Below are 24,307 nucleotides of genomic sequence, written 5' to 3'. Positions count from 1 at the left end.
ATGAATCGATTCAAAGCACCATGGCTGTCGGCCGGCGCCTTCGCGTTCGATCTCGTCGCGGTAGCCGGCACCTGGCTCGCGGCCTACCTGATCCGCTTCAACGGCGCCGTGCCGCACGACTTCCAGGTCGGAGCGCTGCACGCGCTGCTCTGGGTTCTCCCCGTCTACGGCATCCTGTTCCGGCTCTTCGGCCTCTATCGCGGCATGTGGGTGTTCGCGAGCCTGCCGGACCTGATGCGCATCTCGAAGTCGGTCGGCGCTGGCGCACTGATCGTCATGATCGGCGCGGTCATGGCGCAGCCCACGCCCGTCATCCCCCGTTCGGTGCTGATCGTCGCGCCGCTCCTGCTGTTTCTGGCAATGGGCGGTGCCCGCGCGCTCTATCGCGCGGCCAAGGAGTTCTATCTGTACGGCGGCCTCGTCGGGCAAGGCAAGCCTGTCATCGTGCTGGGCGCGGGCACGGCGGGCGCGATGCTCGCACGCGAGCTGTCGCGTTCGAGCGAATGGCGCCTGGTCGGCATTCTCGACGACGACACGGGCAAGCAGGGCCGCGAAGTCATGGGGCACAAGGTGCTGGGCGCCTTCGGCGACCTGCCTCGCATCGCGGAAGAGCTCAAGACCGATTACGCGATCATCGCCATTCCCTCCGCTTCCGTCGAAACGCAACGGCGCGTGGCTACGCTCTGCGTGCGCGCCGGCGTGAAGGCGATGGTGCTGCCGTCGCTCGAACCGTTGGCGCAAGGCCAGGGTTTCCTCTCGCGCGTGCGTCAGATCGATCTCGAAGACCTGCTCGGCCGCGAGCCCGTGCGGATCGACATGCCGCACGTCGAGGCTTTGCTGCACGGGCGCGTCGTGATGGTGACGGGCGCGGGCGGCTCGATCGGCTCCGAACTCTGCCGCCAGATCCTGCGATTCTCGCCGGCGCAACTGATCGCCTACGACCTCAGCGAGTACGCGATGTACCGCCTCACCGAGGAGCTGCGCGAAAAGTTTCCGGAGCTAGCGGTGGTTCCGGTCGTCGGCGACGCGAAGGATTCGCTCCTGCTCGATGAAACCATGAGCCGCTTCGCGCCGCATATCGTCTTCCATGCGGCCGCCTACAAGCACGTGCCGCTGATGGAAGAGCAGAACGCGTGGCAGGCGGTGCGCAACAACGTGCTCGGCACGCTGCGCGTCGCGCGCGCGGCCATCCGTCACGACGTGCGTCACTTCGTGCTGATCTCCACCGACAAGGCCGTCAATCCGACCAACGTGATGGGCGCGAGCAAGCGGCTCGCGGAGATGGCCTGTCAGGCGCTCCAGCAATCGGCGCCGCGCACGCAGTTCGAGACGGTGCGCTTTGGCAACGTGCTCGGCAGCGCGGGCAGCGTGATCCCGAAGTTCCAGCAGCAGATCGCGAAGGGCGGCCCGGTGACGGTCACGCATCCGGAGATCACGCGCTTTTTCATGACGATTCCCGAGGCGGCGCAACTCGTGCTGCAGGCGTCGAGCATGGGGCGGGGCGGCGAAATCTTCATTCTCGACATGGGGCAGCCGGTGAAGATCGTCGATCTGGCGCGCGACCTGATCCGGCTCTACGGTTTTTCGGAGGAACAGGTCCGTATCGTGTTCACGGGCCTGCGCCCCGGCGAGAAACTGTATGAAGAACTCCTCGCCGACGACGAAACGACCACGCGCACGCCGCATCCGAAACTGCGGATCGCCCGCGCGCGCGGTGTGCCGGATCACTTCCTCGACGAATTGCTGCCGTGGCTGATGCAGCATCGCGTCTTGCCGGATGAGGAAGTGCGCCGCGATCTGCGCCGCTGGGTGCCGGAATATCAGACGTCCGTGGCGCCCGTGCTGCAGAGCGTGCCGGCGAAGCGCGACGTCCCGCTCAAGCGCGAGGCGTGAGGCCTGCGCGGGCAGTATCTGCAAGCTGGAGCGGCGCGATAACGGAAGCGCGCGATGCCGGTTGATTCCGACAAGAACTCGCCCGACAAGAATTCGCCCGACGGCGCGCTCGATGAACTGGCCGCGCTGAGTCATCCGGGTTCGCTGTTGTCGCCGACTGGTGAAATCGTTGCGCCGTATGACCTTGAAGTGACCGGCGCGCCAGCCTCGGGCTTCCGGCCGTTGTCGACGGCACCGGGCATCCTTCACGCCAACACCGCCGCATTCGCCGCCGACTACGCCGCGCATCGCACCGTCCACGTCATCAACGGCATGGGCGTCACGCTCGGCGATTCGATCATCGGGCTGACCGCGCTTTTCGCGATCAGGAAGCGGCATCCGTCGATCGACATCACGCTTTATCGTCCCGCGCGCGCGCCGCGTTACGTGCAGCGTCTCTACGAACTCGCCGCGCCGATGATCGGCACGGTGCGCGATCTTCCGGCCACGCTCGACTCGCTCGCGCACGACGATCCGAAGATCGATATGGGCAATCATCTGTTCTGGCCGGCGTTCGCCGCGTGGCCGATGATCGACTTCTTCCTATGGGCGCTCGGCATGTCCGCCGCCGATATCCCCGCCGCCGAGAAGCGCAACGCCTGGCTCGCCGGCTTGCCGCTGCCACGCCGGCCGGAGACTCACGACGACTACGTGCTGTTTTGCCCGAGCGCGAGCACGCCCGTGCGCAGCATCCCGGCGCCGATGCGTGCGCGTCTCGTCGAACGCCTGTGGGAGCGCTTCGCTCTGCCGGTCAAGGGCTTTGGCCCGGTCGATCACCCGCGCTACACCGATGTCACGCCGCTCTCGCCCGATACCGCCGACTTCCTCGCCTGGGTCAAGCACGCGCGCTATCTGATGACTTCCGACACGGCCGCGCTGCACATCGCGGCGGGCTTCGATGTACCGGCAACCGCGTTCTTCACGACCATCGCTGCGGACCTGCGCGCCCGCGACTACGTGCATTGCCATGCGTTGAACGTCGCGCTTCCCGGTCTGCAGGGCATCCACGCGAGCGCGCGCACGGCCGATCTCGCGGCGCTCGAGCGCGCCTACGAACGCCTGCTCGCCGACAAGACCCGTCTCTTTCGCGAAGACGATCGCCTTTAGCGCGACCCTCGAGCCGAAGCGATCCTTCGTAGTATCCTTGTGGATTGCTCAACCAACAGGCGCGCAGGCGCCGACATCGGAACGCACGCATGGACCGGTTTCTCGCGATGAAAGTCTTTTCCCGCGTCGTCGAGGCGGGCAGTTTTTCCCGCGCCGCCGACGCGCTGAGCCTGCCGCCCGCCAGCGTCTCGCGTACCGTCCAGGCGCTCGAAGCGCATCTGGGCGCGCGACTCATCAACCGCACGACGCGCAGCATCAGCATCACCGAGGACGGCGAGACGTACTACGAGCGCTGCGTGCGCGTGCTGGGCGAAGTCGACGACATGGAGTCGGCGCTGTCGCAATCGAAGACGACGCCGAAGGGCAAGGTGCGCGTGAGCCTGCCCGCGCTGATGGCGAAGAGCACGCTCATTCCGGCGTTGCCGGCATTCCTCGCGTCCTATCCCGACATCAACGTCGAGCTGAGTCTCACCGACCGGCAGGTCGATATCGTGGAAGAAGGCCTCGACTGCGTGGTGCGCGTGGGCGCCGTCGTCGACGAAACGCTGGTCGCGAAGCGCATCGGCTGCTATTCGCAGATCACCTGCGCGTCGCCGGAATACCTCCAAAAATACGGCGAGCCGACCACGCTCGACGACCTCGACAAGCACTTGTCCGTCGGCTACGTGCTCAACAACATGCGGGTGCGCAACTGGGAGTTCGTGTCGGAAGGCAAGACGCGCGTGATCGCGATGCGCAATCTCGTCGCCGTCAACGATGCGGATTCGTACTTCGCCTGCGGGCTGGCAGGCCTCGGATTGATCCAGGGGTCGAGCTATTCGCTCGATCCGTACATCGCGAGCGGCGCGCTCAGGGAAGTGCTGAAGGCGTATCCGTCGTATCCGCGCGTGGTGTCGATCCTTTATGCGGCCAACCGGCATCAGCCCCGGCGCGTGCGGCTTTTCATTGACTGGCTCGCGGCGCTTTACGCCAGTCTGCCCGCGTTGCAGGCGAAGACGTGCAGCGAGTCGCGCTGATCTCGACGGCTCAAAGCCCGAGCCCCTGACAAATCCACGGCGAGTAGTGGACGATCATCGCTTGGAACGGCGCGCGATGCCCATAAGCGATCGACGAGACCGCCAGCAGCCCGAGCCCCGCGGCCAGCACGCGCGGAATGCGGCGCGGCTCGCTGAAGACGCGTTGGAGAAACAGCATCGCGATGAAGCCGCCGAGCAGCCAGCCGGCGACCACTTCGGCCGGCGTGTGCGCGTCCTCGACGATCCGGCACATGCCGATCACCGCCGCCAGCACGAGCCCGCCCAACGCGCCCGCGCGATGCCACGCGGGCCGCGCGCCGGCTGCGAGCAGCGAGAACGACACGGGCCAGACCGCGGCGGCGAGCATCGTATGTCCGCTGATCACGCGGAACTGCACGGCCTCGATCTGGATGCCGCACCCCGCGTACAGAATCTTGCTCACGCCGACGAGCGCCATGCCCGCCGCGAGAGACACGAGCCAGCGCAGCGCGAGGTGCTTGCCCGTCACGCGCAGCCAGATGGCGCAGGCGAAGGCGAGCGGTAACAGCAGGCCGGCATCGCCGAGGTTGGAAATCCAGGTCGTATGGAACATGCGGTCCGTCGAAATGTTCTTCTTATTGCGTATCCAGCTTGCGCCTGCCTGCCATGCGATATTCGGTCGGCGAAATCGACAGGCGCTTGCGGAAGATTTTCGCGAGGCCGTCGCCGCTGCCCGCGCCGCAGCGACGCGCGATCTTGTCGATCGGCAGGTCGGTCGCGGCGAGCAACATGCAGCTCGCATCGAGCCGCGCGCGCAACAGGTATTCCGACGGCGTGAGCCCGATCTGCGCCTTGAAGCGGCGCAGGAAATTGCGCTCGCTCATCGCCGCGACGCGCGCCGCGTCCGCGATCGAAATTTGCCGCACGTAGTTCTCGCGAATCCAGCGCGCGGCCGCGTCGATCTTCTGGCGCACGCCGCCGCTATCGGTGTCGTCGAGCACGGTCGAGAGCTTTTGCCACGCGCCCGGAATCGAGCGCTCCGACACTTCGCGCGCGACCGCCGCGCCGTAGTCGCGCTTGATGATCGAGAGCGCCGCGGCGATCGGGCCCTTCGGGTCGTCGAGCGTGAGCGTCTGCTCGGCGATAAAGCGCGAGTTCGCGATCGCGGAAGCGGCGGCCGGCTCCTCGGCGAAATCGAGCGAGCGGTTCTGCAGCGTGAGATTGGCGGCCGCGAGAATCTGCGTGCCTTCGCCGATCGCCTTGACGAACGGGATCTTCGGCGCGACGCGCCCGAGCCGCTTGCGCAATGCGCTGTCGTGCCGCGCGCGCTGCGCGCCCTGGCCGCCGGCGATGAACAGCGCGTCGCAGTCGTTCATCCAGCGGTTGTCGAGACTTTCGGTCCAGATGCGCATCGAGCAACTGCTCGCGACGCTGCCGCCCTCGCTCGAAAGAAAGAGCAGCGAATAGTTCGGTGTTTCGGCCGACGCGGACGCACCCGCCGCCGGCCTGCGTATCTGGTTGGCGAGGAAAAACACTTCCGAGATCGAGCTCACCTCGACCAGCGAGAAATCTTCGAAAATCAGAATCCCGATGCGTTTTGCCGTGTCACGCGGCAGTGCATCGGGTTCGGGCGAGCGCACGACCGACAGCCGCCCCATACCGTTCCCGTATCCCATCGACAGTCTCCAGCGCGAACCGCTTAGCGGGAAGTCATTGCATATGCGTCGCACTATACGCGGGCGGGGTGTGGCGCCGTGACGCTAGTCGGAAAATGACGAGGTGTTGGCAGATCGTTTCGGTATCGCGGTAATAAGCTGGCACTTCCGGTAGTCAGACAAATCAAGCAGGTTGCCGCGAGGCGCGCATCGCGAATCGCGCACCCGAAGGCAACCCGTGCAGGAAGACCCACTACATAACTCCAGGGATGAAGCGATGCTAAAGGTGAAAAAGGCGGTATTTCCAGTCGCGGGTCTCGGCACCCGGTTCCTTCCCGCGACCAAGGCCAGCCCGAAGGAGATGCTGCCCGTCGTCGACAAGCCGCTCATCCAGTATGCCGTCGAGGAAGCCGCGGCCGCCGGCATCACGGAGATGATCTTCGTGACGGGGCGCGGCAAGCGCGCGATCGAGGATCACTTCGACAAGTCCTATGAAGTCGAAGCCGAGTTGCAGGCGCGCGGCAAGCAGGCGCTGCTCGATCTCGTGCGCAGCATCAAGCCGAGTCACATCGACTGCTTCTACGTGCGCCAGGCCGAGCCGCTCGGTCTCGGGCACGCGGTGCTGTGCGCGGAGAAGCTGATCGGCAACGAGCCGTTCGCGGTGATGCTCGCCGACGATCTCATCGACGGCGAGCCGCCCGTGCTGTCCCAGATGGTGGACGTGTTCGATCACTATCATTCGTCGGTGATCGGGGTCGAGGAGATCGACCGGCGCGATTCGCGCTCGTATGGCGTGATCGACGGCCGGCAGTGGGACGACGGTCTCTTCAAGCTTTCGCGCGTGGTCGAGAAGCCGGAGCCGGCGGCGGCGCCGTCGAATCTCGGCGTGGTCGGCCGCTACGTGCTGATGCCGCGCATCTTCGAATACCTGAAGAAACAGAAGCCCGGCGCGGGCGGCGAGATCCAGCTGACCGACGCAATTCAGGCGCTGCTCGCGCAAGAACAAGTGCTCGCGTACCGCTACAAGGGCACGCGTTTCGATTGCGGCAGCAAGCTCGGTTACTTGAAGGCGACGGTTGAATTCGCGCTGCGCCATCCCGAAGTGGCCGCGCAGTTCGAGACGTATCTGCGCGCGCATTTCGATGCCCGCAACGAGGCGGCCAAAGCGGCGGCCATTCCCGCCGCAAACGACGCAAGCGACTTGAACGACGCGAGCGAAGCCACCGACGCCAGTTCGGACGACCTGTCCGCCGCGCTCGCCTGAAACGCACACGGCTTCGCGCGCGGCGCGCGCGAAGCCGTGTATCGCTACCTGAAGTACGCCTTGGTGTTGTCGTGGACGTCTTCGCGCCCGAGCAGTTCGTCGGGCAGCAACCACGCATAGTTGCTGTGCTGGTCGAAGCGGCCGATCGGCACCGTGCCGGTCAGGTTCATCGCGTAGGCGATCACGATGTAATGCGTCGTGATGCCGGGCGCGCCCGCGAAATTGTCCGAGTATCGGTGTTCGAACACACCGTAAAGCCGTGACGACGAGCGCTCGACGCTCGCCACGCCGAGTTCGTCGTTGACGATGCGCGTGAACGCCACGTCGATCGATTCATCCTTCTTGATGCGCCCGCCCGGCACGAACCATGTGCCCTGCGCCGGGCGATTGCGCCGTTGTCCCACGAGTACTCGCCGGTTGCCGTCGGTGACGATCAGGTCGATCGACACAAGTGGCGTGAGCCGGACGACGTCCAGGAAATCCGCCTCGCTAAGCATCTTTGCTCCGCTGTAATTATGTTTATGTGTGTCCGGGCGCCGGCCCTCCCCCGGAGAGTGCTTGGCCGTGCCGCATCTTTCTGCTGGGAACCGCTCGTCGAACAGGACTGGAGCCGTGCTCGCGCGGCGGACCAGCCAGTTGCATCGAGTGTAGCGCTCGACAAAATGTCACATCGCTCTCAGACACTGGCGAAAAACGCCGAAAGGCCGTCTAGGCGAGCCAAGCGCGCGAGTCTGCTGCGCGTGCCGTTTTGGAACCCCCGCGCGCTCACTGGCCGACATAGCCCGCCGGCGCCGTCACGTTCGCGCGGGCGACTTCGGCGTTGTCGGAGACCACGTAGACGGGCGCTTCGGTCAGCGCGAGCGCGACGCGTCCGTTCCTGTACGGCATCGTCGACGCGTTGCCCATCATGTCGACGACGGTCACGTTGCCCGACTTCCCCGGTGCGTCGACGACGAGGCTGTAGTTCTGCGCGTAAGTGGAGCTGAAGCCCTCGGCGCCGGGCCATTCCTTGTTGTCGTGCGTCCAGAGCGCGGTGACGACCTTACCGCCGTTCAGGCGCTGGAACGCATACGCATGGATGTTTTTCGGCGTGCCGCTGAGCGGCCCGAGCGTCGTCGTGCCGTCGACGAGACGCGTCATCGCGGCGACGCCCATCGCCGCCGGCTTCGGGCTGATCTCCTTCTGGCCGAAGCCGCCCTGCGGATGCACGAGGTCGAAGAAGACGCCGTAGCCGACTTCCGGCGGATCGGCCGAATAGAACACGAAGCTCACGTCGGCGCCTTCGCCGAGGAGGATCAGGTGCGTGCGCGCGACCACCGCGCCCTGCGCGTAGAGAATGTTCGCGTTCGGATAGGTCGGGCCGTACTTGCTGCCGATGTCGTAGCTGACGCCCGTCTCGGTGACGAAGAGCTTCGCGCCCGGTTTCACGATTTCAGTCATCGCCCGGCGCAGCTCGCGCATCGCGGCGGGCAGCGCCTTGGCCGCCGTCGACGGGTTGCTGCTGCCCGAGAAGCGCTCCGGCGGATGCGACGGCGACGTGCCGATGTCGTAGTAGCCGTGCGCGCTGACGCCGTCGAGATACTTGCCGATGCCAAGCGGCGCGAGGCGCCTCAGCCACTCCGTGTTCTTCGAGAGCGCCGACAGCGTCAGGCCCATCACGACGGCGTTCGGATCGCCGGCGTGGATCGCGTCGTGAGTCGCCTTGAACATCGCGACGAGGTTCGCGTCGGTGTCGCGCCAGGGCAGGCCGCCTTCGTAGTCGGGTTCCCAGGTGACCTGATAGTAATTGTTCGACTGGAGCGGGAAATAGCGCTTTCTCACCGCGTTCGATTCCTCGCCGACGCGCTTCATGTACGCACGGTACGCGTCGAGCGACGCGGGCGCGTAGCTGTGCGTGTCGGTGTGCGTCGGGCTTGCCCAGCCGGGGATGCCGTCGAGCTGGATCAGCCGCAGCAGGTCGCCCGGACGGAAGAAGGGCGTGAGGTTGTCGGCGGCGGCGCTGAAGGTGTTTGGGGCCTTCGGCTCCGTCATGTACCAGTTCCGGTTGTCGTTCACCCACGTAAGGCCGAGGTTCGGATAGAGCGGGCGATAGCCGTCGCCGGAACAGCACGATTCGCCCGGCTTCAGATACGCGGCGCCCTGTCCGCCGAAACGGTGCTGGTCGGGATGCGCGTAGGCGACGGCGGGCAGCACCGCCGACACGTCGGGCAGCACGCCGAAGGTCGCGATGCCCGACGGCCGCGTGCCGCGGCTGCCAAGCGTGCCTTTCTGCGAGGCGAGTGTCGCTGCAATCGCGAAGTAGCCGGCCGTCTGCGTCGTGCAGGTGAGCGTGTAGCTGCCCGCACCCGCCGCCACGGAGAAGCGGCCGCTCGCGCGCACGACGTTCCACGCATCGCGGATCTGCCAGGCGAGCGCATCGGCGGATTGCGCGCGCGCCGTGAACGCGATTTTTATCGGCGTGCCGCGCGCGAACATGCGCGTGCCGTCGCTGCCGGGGGTGTCCGCTTCGATCGGATCGCCCGACGGCGCGGCGGGACCGGGCGCGCCCGGTCCCTTGCATTGCAAGAGCGGCTCGACGGGCGCGGCGTCGGCCTGAGCCGCCGATGCCACTTGCGCCGGGCTCGCGCCCGGCCGGCCTTTCGCCGCCGCGCCGCCCGCGTACCAGCAGCGCTTGTCGGCGCCGGGTGCGGGGTCGTCGAAAGCGGTGTTGTCGCAGGGCGTGTGGTCTGTGAATTCCTTGATCACATGCTGGGCCGGCGTGCCGTACAGCACGCGGGCCGTGCCCGGAAAGGCACAGGTGGCGTTTTCTGCGGCACATGGCAGCCACGCCGTGCCGTCGATCACGAGCGCCCCCGACGCGGGTTGCGGCGCGGCCGTGCCGGTTTCCACCGGCGCGGCCCGGTCGCAGGCCTGCAACAGAAACACGGCGATGCCAAGCAGCAGCGCGCGACGCTGTTGTTTCCGTGCGACGCGAGGATGTCGCCGGCAATCGCTGGAGCGGGGCGGAACGGCGTCTGGGTTCATGGGTTCCGAAGTGTGGGTTTCCGCACGATCGATCGCGGCCGGCGACGACTCGAACTGCTCGCCGCCGGCGTCATGCTACGAAAATGAAACGTTTTTGGGGCCCGGTCGCCGGATAGCGCCCCAGCCCGCATTTGCGTGTGGCCGATCGAACACAATCGGTTCCGGTTCGGACCGGCGGGACGGACCACCACGCCGGAAGCCCGGCCCCGCGCCTGCGCGAAACCCGTGCGACCCGCGCGACAAGGCAAATCCAGCATAAGTCAGCCCTATCGAACGGGATAGCCATTGCGCTGAAGGTTGGCGGACAGGGACAGCATCGCGCCGCACGGCGCGCGATGCGTGCGGGGGCGCACGCTGCGCAGCGAACGCCTCCAACGGGCTGAGTATCAGGAGTGAAACACGCCCGGAACAGCGCAGGCGTGCTCCGGCATGACGCCTGCGAACCCGGTCATCGCTACTGGAAAGCGGCGCTCGTCGCATGCCGGGCGCTGTGTTTCGTCGGGGGATTAATCACGGATTCGTCGGTTCATTTTTCCGACGTTCCCCAACTTGCAATTACCAGACAAACAGCATGCGCCTTGAATGCGGCGCCGCAATCGACGAAAACCTGGCGGATACGGCTGGGCGGTGGATCGCAGCGTACACGGGGAAAGCGGAAGGGCGAGCCTTCTGTTGCAGTGCAATATCACTACTCATACCAATGCGCTTCAATAACCGCTTCGATAAAACCGGCCGCTTTTACCGGATGATTAAAATGCTCGCATATTACGGGTGAATTTTAAAATGCCTGCGCATTAATAATTAATGTAACGGCGGCATATCTGAGAATATTCATTATTTCTTAAAAGTTGATTCAAATCGGTAACAAAGGTAGCAAAACTGTTGACTCGAAAGAGTGCAGCCGAATTGATTGGATATTTCAATGTTTCACGGATGAATCAGTTTCAAACGTCTGAGGGTCGCGCCGGCGTCTGCCCGAATCCTCGACTGTGCTCGCGCAGCCTTGTGCAGCAAGGCTGGCTGTCCGATCTGGCGGCTGCGAATCGAACCGGACCGGAAACTGCTCTATAGGCTCGTGCTCCGAATGCCGCGTCAGTTTGACGAAAGTCTGAACTAACGCTCGGACTGAATCTGAAGACGGATATCAATGTGCGTTCCGCCTCATATCAGAACAAGTTTCCGGCTTTCAGCGCGAAAATCGCGAGCATAAAAAAGTTTGGCTGTTTATGATTCAAGCCAGCGGACCAATTCCGCCAACATCTCGCTTCCATCGGTCACGAAGAGCCTGAGCCAATTCGGCGATCGCCATGATGCACCGCAATGGCGGCGAGCTTCCACAGAGTTGTGGATTACGCATGTTGCAGAGGATGACCATGCCTTACGCCAATCTCGAACCCGCGGTCATGGGGTGGATTCCCACCTCGACCAGAAGCTCGCAGTCCGAGGTGAGACGCATCGCAATCCTGTTATTCGACGGCTTTTCGCTCCTAGGCGCCGGCATCGTCGCCGAGGTCTTCCATATGGCGAACGAGCTGTCGTCGGCGAAGGGACGGACCGAGTGCACCTATGACGTGCGCTTTCTCTCCGTCGAAGGCGGCAACGTGGCGTGCTCGTCCTCGGTTCGCGTCTGGACCGACGGACTCGATGCGCGCCACTACGGCGGCTTCGACGCGCTCTTCGTCGCGGGCGGCCGTGGCGCCGACGACGCCGCAGGCGACGAACGCATCATCGAATGGGTGCGCCGCGTCCATTCGAAGACGACGGTGGTCAAGTCGATCTCCGAGGGCCGCAAGGTGCTCGACGCCGCCGGTATCGGCAACGCGCACGAAACGCATGCGCGCTACGGCTCGTCGATGATCCACGCGGTGCGCGACTCGGACGGCAGCGAAGCGGGCGACCGCTACGAATCAATGAAGGGCGCGCTCCTGATCGTCAAGCGCGACCTGGGACTCGACGTTTCGCGCGGCGTCGCCGAACGACTGATGCCGGGTTCGGCCGCGAAGCTCGTGTCGCTGCTCGGCGACAGCGGCGCCGCGACCGCCGGCGACAAGATCCGCGCGGCGGCGCGCTGGCTGCAGGACAACTGCGAACGGCCGATTTCGGTCGTCGACGCCGCGCAGGTCGCGGCCATGAGCGAACGCAACTTCCTGCGCCGCTTCAAGATCGAGATGGGCATCACGCCGTCCGACTATCTGCTCCAGGCACGGCTCGCCGTGACCTGTGCGTTGCTGACGGATTCGGAGCTGCCCGTCGACAAGATCGCGCGCAGGAGCGGCATGGGCAACGGCGACCGTCTCGCCAAGATTTTCAGAAAGCGCCTGCTGATCTCTCCGACCGAATACCGGATGCAGAGCAGGCGCGACCCGAGCGGCTGAGCCGCACGGCACATCGACACGACACGCGCCGGTCAGGTGCCCGGTGCGCGAAGGCATTGTTTAAAGCGGAACGCACTATTTGGGAGCAGGAGTCCACGATGACGAGAAGCGAAACGCAGGCAACGGATCAGGCAGGTTACGAGAGTGGGGTGGGGGCGGAGGCAGGCCCGGCGAAAGTCGCCGGGCCGTGCCGCTCGCTCGTCCCGGTCATTCTCGCCGGAGGGTCCGGCACGCGCCTGTGGCCGATGTCCCGCGAGCAATTTCCGAAACAGCTGATCGGCGTGGTCGGTCCCGACTCGCTGCTTCAGGCGACGGTCGCACGCATGAAGGGCTTTTCCGGCGACTGGAACGTCGCGGCCGAGCCGATCATCGTGTGCGGCGAGGAACATCGCTTCACGACCGAAGAGCAGGTCCGCGCGAGCGGCGTGGCGGCGAGGATCGTCGTCGAGCCCGCGCGGCGCGACACGGCGCCCGCGCTGACGCTCGCCGCGGCGCTGGCGTGCGCGGACGGCGAAGACGCGATCATCGTCGCGATGCCGGCCGATCACTCGATCGCCGACATCCCCGCGCTGCATCGTGCGATCGACATCGCCGCGAAACACGCACAGGCCGGCTCGATCGCGACGCTCGGCATTCCGCCGACGCGGCCCGACACCGGCTTCGGCTATATCCGCCTCGGCGGCGCGCTCAACGATGGCGCACACCAGATCGACCGCTTCGTCGAGAAGCCGGCAGCCGAACTCGCGGCGCAATACGTCGCGGCCGGCACGTACTGGTGGAACAGCGGCATTTTCGTGGTGCGCGCGAGCGTGTGGCTCGCGGCGCTCGAAAAGCTGCAGCCGGAGATGCACGCGGCATGCGTCGCGGCAGTGAAGGAAGGACACATCGACGGCGCGTACCTGCGCCCCGACGCCGCCGCATTCGGCCGCACCCCGTCCGATTCGATCGACTACGCGGTGATGGAGCACGTCGGCACGCCGAGCGCGCCGTGTGCGGGCGTGGTCGTGCCGCTCGTCGCAGGCTGGTCGGACCTCGGTTCGTGGGACGCCGTCTGGGACGCGATGGAGAAGGACGAATCGGGCAACGTTGCGAGCGGCCGCGTGGTGTTCGAAGGCGCGACGTCGAGCTACGCGCGCTCGGAAGGCGGACGGCTCGTCGCGTGTGTCGGCACGACCAACATCATCGTGGTGGAGACGGACGACGCCGTGCTCGTGTGCGACCGCTCGCGCGTGCAGGACATCAAGGGGCTCGTCTCGCGCATCCGCGAGGAGCATGCGCCTGAAGCAGAAGCGCATCGCAAGGTGCGCCGCCCGTGGGGCTTTTACGACTCGATCGACCACGGCGACCGCTTCCAGGTGAAGCGCATCGTCGTGAGCCCGGGCGCGCGCCTTTCGCTGCAGATGCATCACCACCGCGCCGAACACTGGACGGTCGTCTGCGGCACGGCGCTCGTCACGCGCGGCGAAGAGCAGTTCCTGCTCTCGGAGAACGAGTCGACGTACATCCCGCTCGGGGTGACGCACCGGCTCGAGAACCCGGGCAAGGTGCCGCTCGAAATCATCGAAGTGCAGTCGGGCTCGTACCTCGGCGAAGACGACATCGTTCGCTTCGACGATACCTACGGCCGCAGCTGAAGCAGCACAGGCAGCCTACAAGAACGACGGGACACGGCATGGCGTCAGGGCTGACGAAGAGGAGGAGCGGCGGGTAGCAGCACGTCATCGGTTTGAAGTACGGGGAGAAAGAGGATGCGCGATTTACAGGGATTACTGGCGCGGTTGTTCGACGTCGCAATGATTGTCTGCGGCGCTGCCGTGGCCTCGCAGATTCGTTTCGACAACATCGAAGCACATCGCTTCTACGTCGCCTTCGTGGCGTTCGCGGCAGCGTTTTCGCTGGCCCTCTTTCCGGGCTTCGGCGTGTATCAGTCGTGGCGCGGCCGCTCGAAGATCGTCCTCGCGAGCCAGGTGTCGCTCGCGTGGCTGATCGTGCAGGCGTGCGCGCTCGTGCTGATGTTCTCGCTGCACCGGCTCGACTACGTGTCGCGCCTGTGGTTCGCCTACTGGACCGCGATGTCCGGCGGCCTGCTGATCGCCGGGCGGCTCGTCACGCATGCGGTGCTCGGGCGGATGCGCAACGCCGGCATGAACCTGCACACGGTGGCGGTGGTCGGGTGCGGCAGGCATTGCGAATCGATCGTGCGCAAGATCGACCGTCTGCCGGCGTCCGGTTTCCGTGCGACGGCGGTCTGTAACGCGACGCCCGAAAGCGGGCGCATCAACACCCGCGTGCCGGTGTTCGAGGACCACGTCGCGTTCGTCAACTACGTGCGCACGCAGGGCGTCCAGGAAGTGTGGCTCGCGCTGCCGCTCACGCATGAACGCACGATCCTCAAGTTCGTCAACGAGTTCCGCGATGACCTGGTGAACGTGCGCTTCATTCCCGACGTGAGGAGCCTCGCGCTCTTCGAATCCGGCGTGACGGACCTCCTGGGCGAGACGGCGATCAACCTCGTGGCGTCGCCGCTCTCGCCGAGCGCGATGCTCCAGAAGGAACTCTTCGATCGCGCGTTCGCGGCTGCGGCGCTCTTCGCGGTGTCGCCGCTTCTGATCATGATCGCGCTCGCGATCAAGCTCACCTCGCGCGGCCCGGTCTTCTTCAAGCAGCGCAGAAAGGGCGCGGACGGCCGCGTCTTCCTGATCTACAAGTTCCGCTCGATGCGCGTGCATACCGAGCAGGCAGGCGTGGTCCGCCAGGCGACCCGCAACGATCCGCGAGTGACACGCGTGGGCGCGTTCCTGCGCCGCACGAGCCTCGACGAACTGCCGCAATTCTTCAACGTGCTGCGTGGCGACATGTCCGTCGTCGGTCCGCGCCCGCACGCGCTGGAGCACGACGACCTCTACCAGAAGGTCGTCTCTGGATACATCCATCGCTATCGCATCAAGCCTGGCATCACGGGCTGGGCGCAGATCAATGGTTTTCGCGGCGAAACGGACCGCATCGAAAAAATGGAGGGACGCGTCGCACACGATTTGTATTACCTCGGAAACTGGTCGTTCGGCCTCGACATGAGAATCATCGCCGCAACGATCTTCAAAGGACTACGGCACACCAACGCTTACTGACGCAGGGGACGACCAATATGCTCATCCAACAACAAACAAGCACCACGTCGCTGGCCGCCAAACGCGGCGTGTCGGGTTTCCGGCTCGGCACGCTCGCCGCGGCTGCCACGCTGTGCGCACTCTTTGCCGGTTGCGGTCTGGCTCCGGGCATGCGCATGCAGACGCCCGCGACGCTCGTCGAAACGAGCAACGATGCCGGCGATCCGGCATCCGAAGTGAACATCCCGATCACCCCGATCGACCTGTCGCTCGTGCGCAAGATGCGCGCCGAGCAGCCGGCCTCGACGGGACCCGATCCGCTCGCCGGCCTCTTCGGCACGACGAGCGCCTACACGCTCGGCGTGGGCGACGTGCTGCAGATCACGGTCTGGGATCACCCGGAACTCGTCGCGGCGCTCGGCCAGCCGAATCCGAACACGCGTCCGTCGGATGCGGCGCCCGGTTTCGTCGTCGATGCGGACGGCAACCTGCAGTTCCCGTATGTGACGAAGCCGCTGCACGTCGCGGGCAAGACGGCCGAGCAGGTTCAGCGCGAGCTGTACAAGGAACTCTCGAAGGTGTTCGTGAAGCCGCAGCTCACGGTGCGCGTGTCGTCGTTCCGTTCGTCGCAGGTGTATATCGACGGCGAAGTGCGCGCACCTGGCACGCAGACCTTCAACGACATTCCGATGACGCTGACGGAAGCCATCGGTCGTGCGGGCGGTTTCGCACCGAGCGCGGATCAAAGCCGCGTCACACTGATGCGTGACGGTACGACTTATCACATCAACATGGCCGGCATGACGAAGAAGGGCCGCACGCCTTCGGACATCGTGCTCAAGCCGGGCGATTCGCTGCGCGTCGACTCGCGCGACGAGAACGGCATCTACGTGATGGGTGAAGTGAACAAGCCCGCCACCGTGCTGCCGATGAAGAACGGCAAGCTCACGCTGTCCGACGCGATTTCGCAAGCAGGCAGCCTGAACCAGGAAACGTCGAATCCGAAAGAGACGTACGTGATCCGCAACGGACAGAGCGACAAGCCGGAGATCTACAAGCTGGATGCGCGTTCGCCGGTATCGATGCTGCTCGCGAACAACTTCGAGCTGCAACCGAAGGACGTCGTGTACATCGACAACAGCGGTCTCGTACGCTTTAGCCGCGTGCTGAACCTGCTGCTGCCGGCCATCAACGCAGGCTTGACCGCAGCAATCGTAACCAAGTAAGCGAAGTAAGCGAGTAGGCGCGCGGGGGTCGCGCGCCGCCCAATGCGCAAGTCAGAAAGAGTGAGCGAGACCATGGCGATGAACTTTGACACACGATACTCGGACGTTTCGACGGGGGACGAGCTGCGATTATCGGACTATCTGGCGGCCGTTCTCGGCAACTGGAAGTTAGTTACCTCCGTCATGATCGCGGTGATCGCATTGGGGGCGGCGTACGCGTTCCTCGCACCGCCCACGTACCGGGCGGATGCGCTGATCCAGGTAGAAGAAAGCAACAACGCGAACAACAATAACAACAACCAGAACGCGATGCAGACCGTGTCGCAGATGTTCGACTCCAAGTCGACGACTGCCGCGCAAATCGAGTTGCTGCGCTCGCGCCTCGTGGTGGAAGACGCGGTCCATCGCATGCATCTCGACATCACGGCGGCGCCGCGCTACTTCCCGTTCGTCGGCGGACTCATCTCGAGCGCGCTGTCGACGTTCAACATCCCGATGCCGAAGGGCTACATGCAGCGCTTCGCATGGGGCAACGAGCAGATCGAAGTGCCGCTCTTCGACACGCCGAAGGAGCAGTACGAGAAGACCTTCACGCTCGTCGCAGGCGAAAACGGCAGCTACGTGCTGAACGATCCGGACGGCGTCGCGATCCTCACCGGCCGTGTCGGCGAAGTCGTGGCGGGTTCGAGCACGCTCGGTCCGGTCAAGCTGAAGGTCGACAAGCTGGTCGGCCCGGCGGGATCGCAGTTCGAACTGCAACGCGCCTCGACGCTCGGCACCATCGACCTGCTGCAAAAGCGCCTGACGGTGGCCGAGACCGCGCTGCAATCCGGCATCATCGGCGTGAGCCTGGAAGGCGGCGACAGCAAGCAGGCCTCGATGATCGTCAACAACATCGCCCGCCGCTTCGTGCAGCAGGATGTCGAGAAGCGTTCGCTCGAAGCCGAGCACACGCTCGCGTTCCTCGATGAACAACTGCCCGAACTGCGCAAGCAGCTCGACGCAGCGGAACAGCGCTACAACACGTTCCGCAATCGTCAGGGCACGGTCGACCTCTCCGAGGAAAGCCGCCTGCTGCTGCAACAGATCGTCGACAACAAGACCAAGCTCACCGATCTGCAACAGCAACGTGCCGAGATGTCGCAACGCTTCACGGCGAACCATCCGTCGGTGCAGGCACTCGACGCGCAGATCGGCGCGCTGTCGAGCGCACAGACCCGACTCGGCAAGAGCGTGTCCGTGCTGCCGGATACCGAGCAGACCGCGCTGCGCCTGTTGCGTGACGTGCGGGTGAACACCGAGCTGTACACGAACCTCCTGAACACGGCGCAGCAACTGCGCGTCGCGAAGGCCGGCCAGATCGGCAACGTGCGGGTCGTGGACTTCGCGCAAGCCGCCGACGATCCCGTTCGTCCGAAGCGCCTGATCGTGATCCTGATCAGCGCGGGCGTGGGCCTCCTGCTCGGCATCATCGTCGCGTTCGTTCGCAAGGCGCTGTATGGCGGCGTGGAGCGTCCGGAAGACATCGAGCGTCAACTGGGCGTGCGTGTGTTCGCCATCGTCCCGCGCAGCAACACGCAACTGCGTCTGCAACGCAAGGTCGGCCAGCGTCACGAAGGACTGCACGTGCTCGCCGCGCAAGCGCCGGAAGACGCCGCGGTGGAAGGCATCCGCGGGCTGCGCACGTCGCTGCAACTGCAGATGGCCGAAGCACGCAACAACGTCGTGATGCTGACGGGCTCGCGTCCGGAAGCCGGCAAGTCGTTCCTCTCGGTCAACCTCGCGACGCTCGTCGCATCGACGAGAAAGCGCGTCCTGCTGATCGACGGCGACATGCGCCGCGGCGACATCCACTCGCACTTCGGCGTGCGTCATTCGCCGGGTCTGTCCGATGTGCTGATGGGTGCCGACGTGTCGGGCGCGATCCTGCACGACGTGCTGCCGGGCGTCGACCTGATCACGAAGGGATCGCTGCCGTCGCATCCGTCCGAGCTGCTGATGAGCGATCGCCTCGGCGAAGTGCTCGAAGAGCTGAAGCACCGCTACGACCTCGTCATCGTCGACACGCCGCCGGTTCTCGCGGTCACCGATGCCACCGTCATCGGCAAGCATGCGGGCACGAGCCTGCTCGTCGTGCGCCACGGCAAGAACCAGGTGCAGGAGATCGGCGAAACGATGAAGCGCCTGCACCACGGCGGCGTGAACATGAAGGGCGTTTTGCTGACGGACGTACCGCAGTCGAAGATGCTGATGGGCAGCACCTACGCAGGCTATTACGGCTACGAGAGCATCTCCGAATAAAAAAGATCGTGGACACAAACACACGGCGCGCCACCGAGCGCGCCGAATCGAACAGGCTAATAGGCGAGGTTGAGAATGAATCGTAAAGTCGCATTGATCACGGGCATCACGGGGCAGGATGGTTCGTATCTGGCGGAGTTGCTGCTCGAGAAGGGCTACGAGGTGCACGGCGTGAAGCGCCGCAGCTCGCTCTTCAACACGGACCGCATCGACCACCTGTATCGCGATCCGCACGATCCGGACCAGCGTCTCTTCCTGCATCACGGCGACCTGACCGATTCGACGAGCCTCCTGCGCATCGTGCAGCGCGTGATGCCCGACGAAATCTACAATCTCGCGGCGCAAAGCCACGTCGCGGTCTCGTTCGAAGAGCCGGAATACACGGCCAATGCCGACGGCATCGGCACGCTGCGCATCCTGGAAGCGATCCGCATTCTCGGGCTCGAAAAGAAGACGCGCTTCTACCAGGCTTCGACGTCCGAACTGTACGGCCTCGTGCAAGAGATTCCGCAGAAGGAAACCACGCCGTTCTATCCGCGTAGCCCCTATGCGGTCGCGAAGCTCTATGCCTACTGGATCACGGTGAACTATCGCGAAGCGTATGGCATGTACGCGTGCAACGGCATCCTGTTCAACCACGAGTCGCCGGTGCGCGGCGAGACCTTCGTCACGCGCAAGATCACGCGCGCCATCGCCCGCATCGCGGTCGGCCTGCAGGACGACCTGTACCTCGGCAACCTCTCCGCGTTGCGCGACTGGGGTCATGCGCGCGACTACGTCGAGATGCAGTGGATGATGTTGCAGCAGGAACAGCCGGAAGACTTCGTGATCGCGACGGGCGTGCAATACAGCGTGCGCGACTTCGTGCAGCAGGCGGCCGCCGAACTCGGCGTGCATGTGCGCTTCGAGGGCGAGGGCGTGAACGAAGTGGGCATCGTCGATCGCGTCGAGAGCCGCGAAACGAAGCTCGCGCCGGGACAGGTGATCGTGCGCGTCGACCCGCGCTACTTCCGCCCGACCGAAGTCGAGACGCTGCTCGGCGATCCGACGAAGGCGCATACGAAGCTCGGCTGGAAGCCGCAGACCTCGTTCTCGTCGCTCGTGAAGGAAATGGTGCGCTCGGACTTCCAGATCGCGCGTCGCGACGCGCTCGTCACGCTGGCGGGTTTCAAGGCTCTCGAACATCACGAGTAAAGAACCATGGACAAGAACGCACGCATCTTCGTGGCGGGGCATCGTGGGATGGTCGGGTCGGCGCTCGTGCGCCGGCTTGCGAAGGCAGGCTACCGCAACATCGTGACGCGCACGCGTGCGCATCTCGATCTGACCGACCAGGGCGGCGTCAACCTTTTCTTCGAGGAGCAGCAGATCGACGTGGTGTTGCTGGCGGCGGCGCGCGTCGGCGGCATCTACGCGAATTCGACGATGCCGGCCTCGTTCATCTACGAGAACCTGGCGATCGAGACCAACGTGATCCACGCGGCATGCCGCTGGAACGTGTCGAAGCTCGTGTTCTTCGGTTCTTCGTGTATCTATCCGAAGGCCTGCCCGCAGCCGATCAAGGAGGAGTATCTGCTGACCTCCGCGCTCGAGCCGACCAACGAGGCCTACGCGATCGCGAAGATCGCGGGCCTGAAGATGTGCGAGGCCTACAACGCGCAGTACGGCACGAAGTTTGTCTCGCTGATGCCGACCAACCTGTACGGTCCGAATGACAACTACGACCTGAAGAGCAGCCACGTGCTGCCCGCGCTGATCAGGAAGGCGCATGAAGCGAAGGTGCGTGGCGCGAGTTCTCTCGAAGTCTGGGGCTCGGGCACGCCGCGGCGCGAATTCCTGCACGTCGACGACCTCGCCGATGCCGCTACTTTCCTGATGGAAGGCGATGTCGCCGATGGCGTGTTCAACGTCGGCATGGGCGACGATCTGACGATCCGCGATCTCGCACGCACCGTGTGCCGCGTGGTCGGCTTCGAGGGCGAGCTCGTCTTCGATGCGACGAAGCCCGATGGCACGCCGCGCAAGCTGCTCGATGTGTCGAAGCTCGAACGAATGGGCTGGAAGGCGACGATCGCCCTCGAGGACGGCATCCGCGCGACGTATGCGGACTTCCTGGAACATCACGCGGCATCGACACCGATGGCGGTAGCGGAATGAGCACTCACCTGAACGCGGGCATTCGCGGTTCCACTTCCAGGGAAGAAAAGAAAATGACAGGCTCGGTCACGATCTTTCATAACGTGGTGTGGTCGCGGCACAAGGGGGCGGTGCTCTCCGCGCTGCACAACATCTCGGGCAGCGGTTCGATCCGTTACTCGATGGTGCAGATCGCCGACACGGAGCACGACCGGATCGGCTTCTCGGACGTGGACTATTCGTTCCATCGTTATCCGATGAAGAAGCTCTACAGCGGCTGCTACGAAGACGTGCCCACCTGGCGCCTGACGATGCGCCTCACGTGGGAAGTGCTGAAGGCGAAATCCGATCTCGTCGTGCTGCCCGGCTATCACCGTCCCGAGTACTGGGCGATGATGCTCGCCTGCATCCTGACCGGCAAGCGCCGCGCCGTGTTCTGCGATTCGACGGGCAACGACCGGCCGCGCCGGATGCTGACGTCGATCCCGAAGCGCGTGTTCTTCTCGCTGTGCGACGGCTACTTCGGTTTCGGCCAGCGCAGCCGCGAGTATCTGATGTCGCTTGGCGCGAAGCAGGAAAAGATCTTCATTCCGTGTCAGGCCGCGGCGCTGCCGCGCTCGTTCTCGCCAGAGACGGCGGTGTCCGATCGCGTTCACTATCGCCAGGGCAATGCGCCGGTGTTCCTGTTTGTCGGGCGCCTGTCGGAAGAGAAGGGCATCGGCACGCTGCTCGATGCGTTCGCCGGAATCAAGCAGCGGATTCCGGACGCTTCGCTGCGTATCGTCGGCACGGGTCCGATGGGCGATCAGCTGAAGCAGAAGGTCGTCGACATCGGCCTGACCGGCTCGGTGCATTTTCTCGGCAGCCTGCAGGACGAGCCGCTCTCGCGCGAATACTTTGGCGCCACCAGCATGGTGCTGCCGAGCCGGAGCGAACCGTGGGGCCTCGTCACCAACGAAGCACTGAGCCACGGCTGTCCTGTGATCGTCAGCGAGAGCTGCGGCTGCGTGCCCGAACTCGTGATCGATGGCGTGACCGGCTACTCGTTTCCCGCGGGCGACGTTCCGGCCTTGCAACGCACGCTGTTGAAGGCGCTCGAAGCGTTCTCGGATACGGCCGGCGTTGCAACGCGTTGCGTCGACGTGATTCAGCGGTTCGATCCCCCGTCGGCCGCGGCGAACATCGCGCGTGGCTGCGCAATGATGCTGATGGATTGATTTTATAACGGAGAGCGAGCGTCACCGCATTACAGAACGAGAAAGGGCCTGCGAGACGGGATGCCGGATCGCAGGCCGGTGCCGATCGCCGCGCATCACGATGCGTGGCGACGGTGCGGCCGTCGGGCGAGGGACCAAATGAAAATTCTGATCTACGGGCTCAACTATGCGCCCGAGTTGACGGGTGCGGGCAAGTACACGGCGGAGATGGCCGAGGCGCTGGCAGCGCGCGGCCATGACGTGCGCGTGGTGTGCGCGCCGCCTTACTATCCGGAGTGGAAAGTCGCCGACGGCTTCTCGTGGTGGCGCGGCCGCCGTGAGACGTTGCGCGGCGTTGAGGTTGCGCGGGCGCCGCTCTGGGTGCCTAAGCGTCCGAGTGGCGTGAAGCGGCTGATGCATCTCGCATCGTTCGCGGCGGCTTCGCTTCCCGCCCTCGTCTCGCATGCGCGCTGGCGGCCGCAGGTCGTGATGACGATCGCGCCGAGCCTTCTCAATGCACCGGCCGCGCTCGCGCTCTCGTTCGTCACGCGAGCGAATTCGTGGCTGCATATCCAGGACTTCGAAGTCGATGCCGCGTTCGAGCTCGGCTTGCTGAAGAGCGAACGGGCGGGACGTGCGGCGCTTGCGATCGAGCGATGGCTCATGCAGCGCTTCAAGGTCGTCTCGTCGATCTCCGACAAGATGGTGGAGCGCGCCAAGCGCAAGGGCGTCACCGATACGAACGCATTCCTGCTGCCGAACTGGGTCGATACGACAGCGATCTTTCCGCTCGATCGTCCGAGTGAATTCCGTCGCGAGCTGAACATCGCCGAACATACGAAGGTCGTGCTCTATTCGGGCAACATGGGCGCGAAGCAGGGTCTCGAAGTGCTGGCCGAGACGGCTGCCGCGATGGCCGATCGCGAGGACATCGTGTTCGTGTTCTGCGGCAACGGCGCGACCAAGGCGAAGTTGCAGGCACGCTGCGCGGATCTGCCGAACTGCCGCTTCATGTGCCTGCAGCCGGTCGAGCGCCTGAACGAATTGCTGAATCTCGCGGACATTCACGTGCTGCCGCAGCGAGGCGACGTTGCCGATCTCGTGATGCCGTCGAAGCTCACTGGCATGTTCGCGAGCGCGCGCGCGGTCATTGCGATGGCGCAGCCCGGCATGGAGCTGTTCGAGGCGGTGAACACGCGCGGCGTGGTGGTGCCGCCGGAGAATGTCGCGAAGCTCGCCGAAGCGATCGACATGCTCGTCGACGATCCCGCGTTGCGCGCGTATCTCGGCGCGCAGGGGCGTCGGTTTGCTCAGGAACGGCTGTCGCCGGTTGCGGTGTTCGGGCGTCTCGAGGACAAGCTCGCTTCACTCGTCGGGGGCCGGCCTCTGGACGGGCGGCATGTCGAAGTCGGCGACGCGATCGGCGTCGATGCAGCGGAAATGCCGTTTGCACGGGTTAGTGAGGCTTCGCCGGTGATGTTGCATTCGGTCGAGAAGATTGAATAGGACAGGGGCGCTGGCGCTTGGGGTTTTGGGTTTGGCTTTCCGCCTGCCGGCTGATGCTTCTGCGCTTCTCTGTTGTGGAACTTGCTTTCGCGTCGGTCTATTGGCTCTGCCCCTGTCCGGGGCGGGACTTACTTTCTTTGCTGCTGCAAAGAAAGTAAGCAAAGAAAGCAGCTTTTTCAGGCAGCAGTCACAGCACGGCAACGCACTAAAAGTACTGAGTGGACATACCGCCTAAGTGTCGCCCTCAAAGGACCAAGGGCTTTGGTGCGATTAACCACTGTGTCTTCGCATAGCGAACGAAACGGTACAGCAGTCATTCATCCGTCTTCGCTTCGCTCAGACGTCAGGTGCATTGGTCGCGTGATTGATGTTCGCGGTTGCGGTTGCGGTTGAGATTGCGGACCGGTGGTTTTCGTTTATGCCTGTCGTCCGCGAAGCGCGGACGGATGGATGAATGCCTTACCAAGTAGTTGGCTGTGCGAG

Annotated in this window: 17 protein-coding genes; 13 read left to right on the top strand and 4 right to left on the bottom strand. The window is 64.6% G+C overall.

Annotated elements, in window-relative coordinates:
* The 3 genes from AWB66_RS27945 (at window position 1) to AWB66_RS27935 (ending at window position 4,055) form a co-directional block, all read left to right on the top strand.
* On the top strand, window positions 1-1,893 hold the full coding sequence (locus tag AWB66_RS27945) for a polysaccharide biosynthesis protein (RefSeq protein WP_087633309.1): 1,893 nt from the start codon (window positions 1-3) through the stop codon (window positions 1,891-1,893).
* A gap of 54 nt (window positions 1,894-1,947) precedes the next feature.
* Complete coding sequence (locus AWB66_RS27940; RefSeq protein ID WP_087633308.1) at window positions 1,948-3,039, top strand: glycosyltransferase family 9 protein; 1,092 nt, start codon at window positions 1,948-1,950, stop codon at window positions 3,037-3,039.
* 89 nt (window positions 3,040-3,128) lie between these two features.
* Window positions 3,129-4,055: a LysR family transcriptional regulator gene (locus tag AWB66_RS27935; protein ID WP_087633307.1), complete on the top strand. Its 927-nt coding sequence runs from the start codon at window positions 3,129-3,131 to the stop codon at window positions 4,053-4,055.
* A 10-nt stretch (window positions 4,056-4,065) separates the two neighbouring features.
* Here the strand turns inward: AWB66_RS27935 and AWB66_RS27930 are convergent, their stop codons facing one another.
* Together AWB66_RS27930 and AWB66_RS27925 are read right to left on the bottom strand one after the other, a co-directional pair.
* The gene (locus AWB66_RS27930) at window positions 4,066-4,647 is read right to left on the bottom strand and encodes a phosphatase PAP2 family protein (RefSeq protein ID WP_087633306.1); all 582 of its coding nucleotides are present in this window, start codon (window positions 4,645-4,647) and stop codon (window positions 4,066-4,068) included.
* 22 nt (window positions 4,648-4,669) lie between these two features.
* Window positions 4,670-5,710, bottom strand: a complete 1,041-nt coding sequence (locus AWB66_RS27925) for a GlxA family transcriptional regulator (protein ID WP_235021270.1) — start codon at window positions 5,708-5,710, stop codon at window positions 4,670-4,672.
* Window positions 5,711-5,966: 256 nt separating this feature from the next.
* Here AWB66_RS27925 and galU point away from each other — a divergent pair, with 256 nt between their 5' ends.
* Window positions 5,967-6,953: a UTP--glucose-1-phosphate uridylyltransferase GalU gene (galU, locus tag AWB66_RS27920; protein WP_087633304.1), complete on the top strand. Its 987-nt coding sequence runs from the start codon at window positions 5,967-5,969 to the stop codon at window positions 6,951-6,953.
* Between the two features lie 44 nt (window positions 6,954-6,997).
* On the opposite strand, the gene AWB66_RS27915 is transcribed toward galU, so the two are convergent.
* Both AWB66_RS27915 and AWB66_RS27910 read right to left on the bottom strand, forming a co-directional pair.
* Window positions 6,998-7,450: a GDP-mannose mannosyl hydrolase gene (locus AWB66_RS27915; RefSeq protein ID WP_087633303.1), complete on the bottom strand. Its 453-nt coding sequence runs from the start codon at window positions 7,448-7,450 to the stop codon at window positions 6,998-7,000.
* Window positions 7,451-7,718: 268 nt separating this feature from the next.
* Complete coding sequence (locus AWB66_RS27910; protein WP_200819085.1) at window positions 7,719-9,878, bottom strand: hypothetical protein; 2,160 nt, start codon at window positions 9,876-9,878, stop codon at window positions 7,719-7,721.
* Between the two features lie 1,472 nt (window positions 9,879-11,350).
* On the opposite strand from AWB66_RS27910, the gene AWB66_RS27905 reads away from it, so the two are divergent.
* The 9 genes from AWB66_RS27905 to AWB66_RS27865 all read left to right on the top strand — a co-directional run bounded on the left by AWB66_RS27905 (window position 11,351) and on the right by AWB66_RS27865 (window position 23,824).
* Entirely contained in the window at window positions 11,351-12,352 is a 1,002-nt protein-coding gene (locus AWB66_RS27905; RefSeq protein WP_087633322.1) for a GlxA family transcriptional regulator, read from the top strand.
* Between the two features lie 98 nt (window positions 12,353-12,450).
* Window positions 12,451-13,986, top strand: a complete 1,536-nt coding sequence (locus tag AWB66_RS27900) for a mannose-1-phosphate guanylyltransferase/mannose-6-phosphate isomerase (RefSeq protein ID WP_087633302.1) — start codon at window positions 12,451-12,453, stop codon at window positions 13,984-13,986.
* A 114-nt stretch (window positions 13,987-14,100) separates the two neighbouring features.
* On the top strand, window positions 14,101-15,480 hold the full coding sequence (locus tag AWB66_RS27895; RefSeq protein WP_087633301.1) for an undecaprenyl-phosphate glucose phosphotransferase: 1,380 nt from the start codon (window positions 14,101-14,103) through the stop codon (window positions 15,478-15,480).
* Window positions 15,481-15,497: 17 nt separating this feature from the next.
* The gene (locus tag AWB66_RS27890; RefSeq protein WP_200819084.1) at window positions 15,498-16,685 is read left to right on the top strand and encodes a polysaccharide biosynthesis/export family protein; all 1,188 of its coding nucleotides are present in this window, start codon (window positions 15,498-15,500) and stop codon (window positions 16,683-16,685) included.
* A gap of 72 nt (window positions 16,686-16,757) precedes the next feature.
* A complete protein-coding gene (locus tag AWB66_RS27885; protein ID WP_087633300.1) occupies window positions 16,758-18,986 on the top strand; it encodes a polysaccharide biosynthesis tyrosine autokinase in 2,229 nt (742 codons plus the stop codon).
* Window positions 18,987-19,061: 75 nt separating this feature from the next.
* Window positions 19,062-20,180 (top strand): GDP-mannose 4,6-dehydratase, encoded by a 1,119-nt coding sequence (gene gmd / locus AWB66_RS27880; protein ID WP_087633299.1) that lies wholly within the window; start codon window positions 19,062-19,064, stop codon window positions 20,178-20,180.
* Between the two features lie 6 nt (window positions 20,181-20,186).
* Window positions 20,187-21,143, top strand: coding sequence for a GDP-L-fucose synthase family protein (locus tag AWB66_RS27875; RefSeq protein WP_087633298.1), 957 nt, complete (start codon window positions 20,187-20,189; stop codon window positions 21,141-21,143).
* A gap of 53 nt (window positions 21,144-21,196) precedes the next feature.
* Window positions 21,197-22,339: a glycosyltransferase family 4 protein gene (locus AWB66_RS27870; protein ID WP_087633320.1), complete on the top strand. Its 1,143-nt coding sequence runs from the start codon at window positions 21,197-21,199 to the stop codon at window positions 22,337-22,339.
* Between the two features lie 138 nt (window positions 22,340-22,477).
* A complete protein-coding gene (locus AWB66_RS27865) occupies window positions 22,478-23,824 on the top strand; it encodes a glycosyltransferase WbuB (protein WP_087633319.1) in 1,347 nt (448 codons plus the stop codon).
* Window positions 23,825-24,307: the final 483 nt, after the last annotated feature.

Source organism: Caballeronia telluris (genome assembly GCF_001544495.1).
In the GTDB taxonomy this organism is placed as follows: Bacteria; Pseudomonadota; Gammaproteobacteria; order Burkholderiales; family Burkholderiaceae; genus Caballeronia; species Caballeronia telluris.
This window is presented reverse-complemented; position numbering and strand designations above follow the sequence as displayed.

Excerpts from the sequence above, each read along its gene's own strand:
- AWB66_RS27900 (WP_087633302.1), top strand. The coding sequence starts at position 12,451 with ATGACGAGAAGCGAAACGCAGGCAACGGATCAGGCAGGTTACGAGAGT.
- AWB66_RS27865 (WP_087633319.1), top strand. The coding sequence starts at position 22,478 with ATGAAAATTCTGATCTACGGGCTCAACTATGCGCCCGAGTTGACGGGT.
- galU (WP_087633304.1), top strand. The coding sequence starts at position 5,967 with ATGCTAAAGGTGAAAAAGGCGGTATTTCCAGTCGCGGGTCTCGGCACC.
- AWB66_RS27875 (WP_087633298.1), top strand. The coding sequence starts at position 20,187 with ATGGACAAGAACGCACGCATCTTCGTGGCGGGGCATCGTGGGATGGTC.
- AWB66_RS27915 (WP_087633303.1), bottom strand. The coding sequence starts at position 7,450 with ATGCTTAGCGAGGCGGATTTCCTGGACGTCGTCCGGCTCACGCCACTT.
- AWB66_RS27885 (WP_087633300.1), top strand. The coding sequence starts at position 16,758 with ATGGCGATGAACTTTGACACACGATACTCGGACGTTTCGACGGGGGAC.
- AWB66_RS27945 (WP_087633309.1), top strand. The coding sequence starts at position 1 with ATGAATCGATTCAAAGCACCATGGCTGTCGGCCGGCGCCTTCGCGTTC.
- gmd (WP_087633299.1), top strand. The coding sequence starts at position 19,062 with ATGAATCGTAAAGTCGCATTGATCACGGGCATCACGGGGCAGGATGGT.
- AWB66_RS27930 (WP_087633306.1), bottom strand. The coding sequence starts at position 4,647 with ATGTTCCATACGACCTGGATTTCCAACCTCGGCGATGCCGGCCTGCTG.
- AWB66_RS27890 (WP_200819084.1), top strand. The coding sequence starts at position 15,498 with ATGCTCATCCAACAACAAACAAGCACCACGTCGCTGGCCGCCAAACGC.
- AWB66_RS27905 (WP_087633322.1), top strand. The coding sequence starts at position 11,351 with ATGCCTTACGCCAATCTCGAACCCGCGGTCATGGGGTGGATTCCCACC.
- AWB66_RS27895 (WP_087633301.1), top strand. The coding sequence starts at position 14,101 with ATGCGCGATTTACAGGGATTACTGGCGCGGTTGTTCGACGTCGCAATG.
- AWB66_RS27940 (WP_087633308.1), top strand. The coding sequence starts at position 1,948 with ATGCCGGTTGATTCCGACAAGAACTCGCCCGACAAGAATTCGCCCGAC.
- AWB66_RS27925 (WP_235021270.1), bottom strand. The coding sequence starts at position 5,710 with ATGGGATACGGGAACGGTATGGGGCGGCTGTCGGTCGTGCGCTCGCCC.
- AWB66_RS27870 (WP_087633320.1), top strand. The coding sequence starts at position 21,197 with ATGACAGGCTCGGTCACGATCTTTCATAACGTGGTGTGGTCGCGGCAC.
- AWB66_RS27935 (WP_087633307.1), top strand. The coding sequence starts at position 3,129 with ATGGACCGGTTTCTCGCGATGAAAGTCTTTTCCCGCGTCGTCGAGGCG.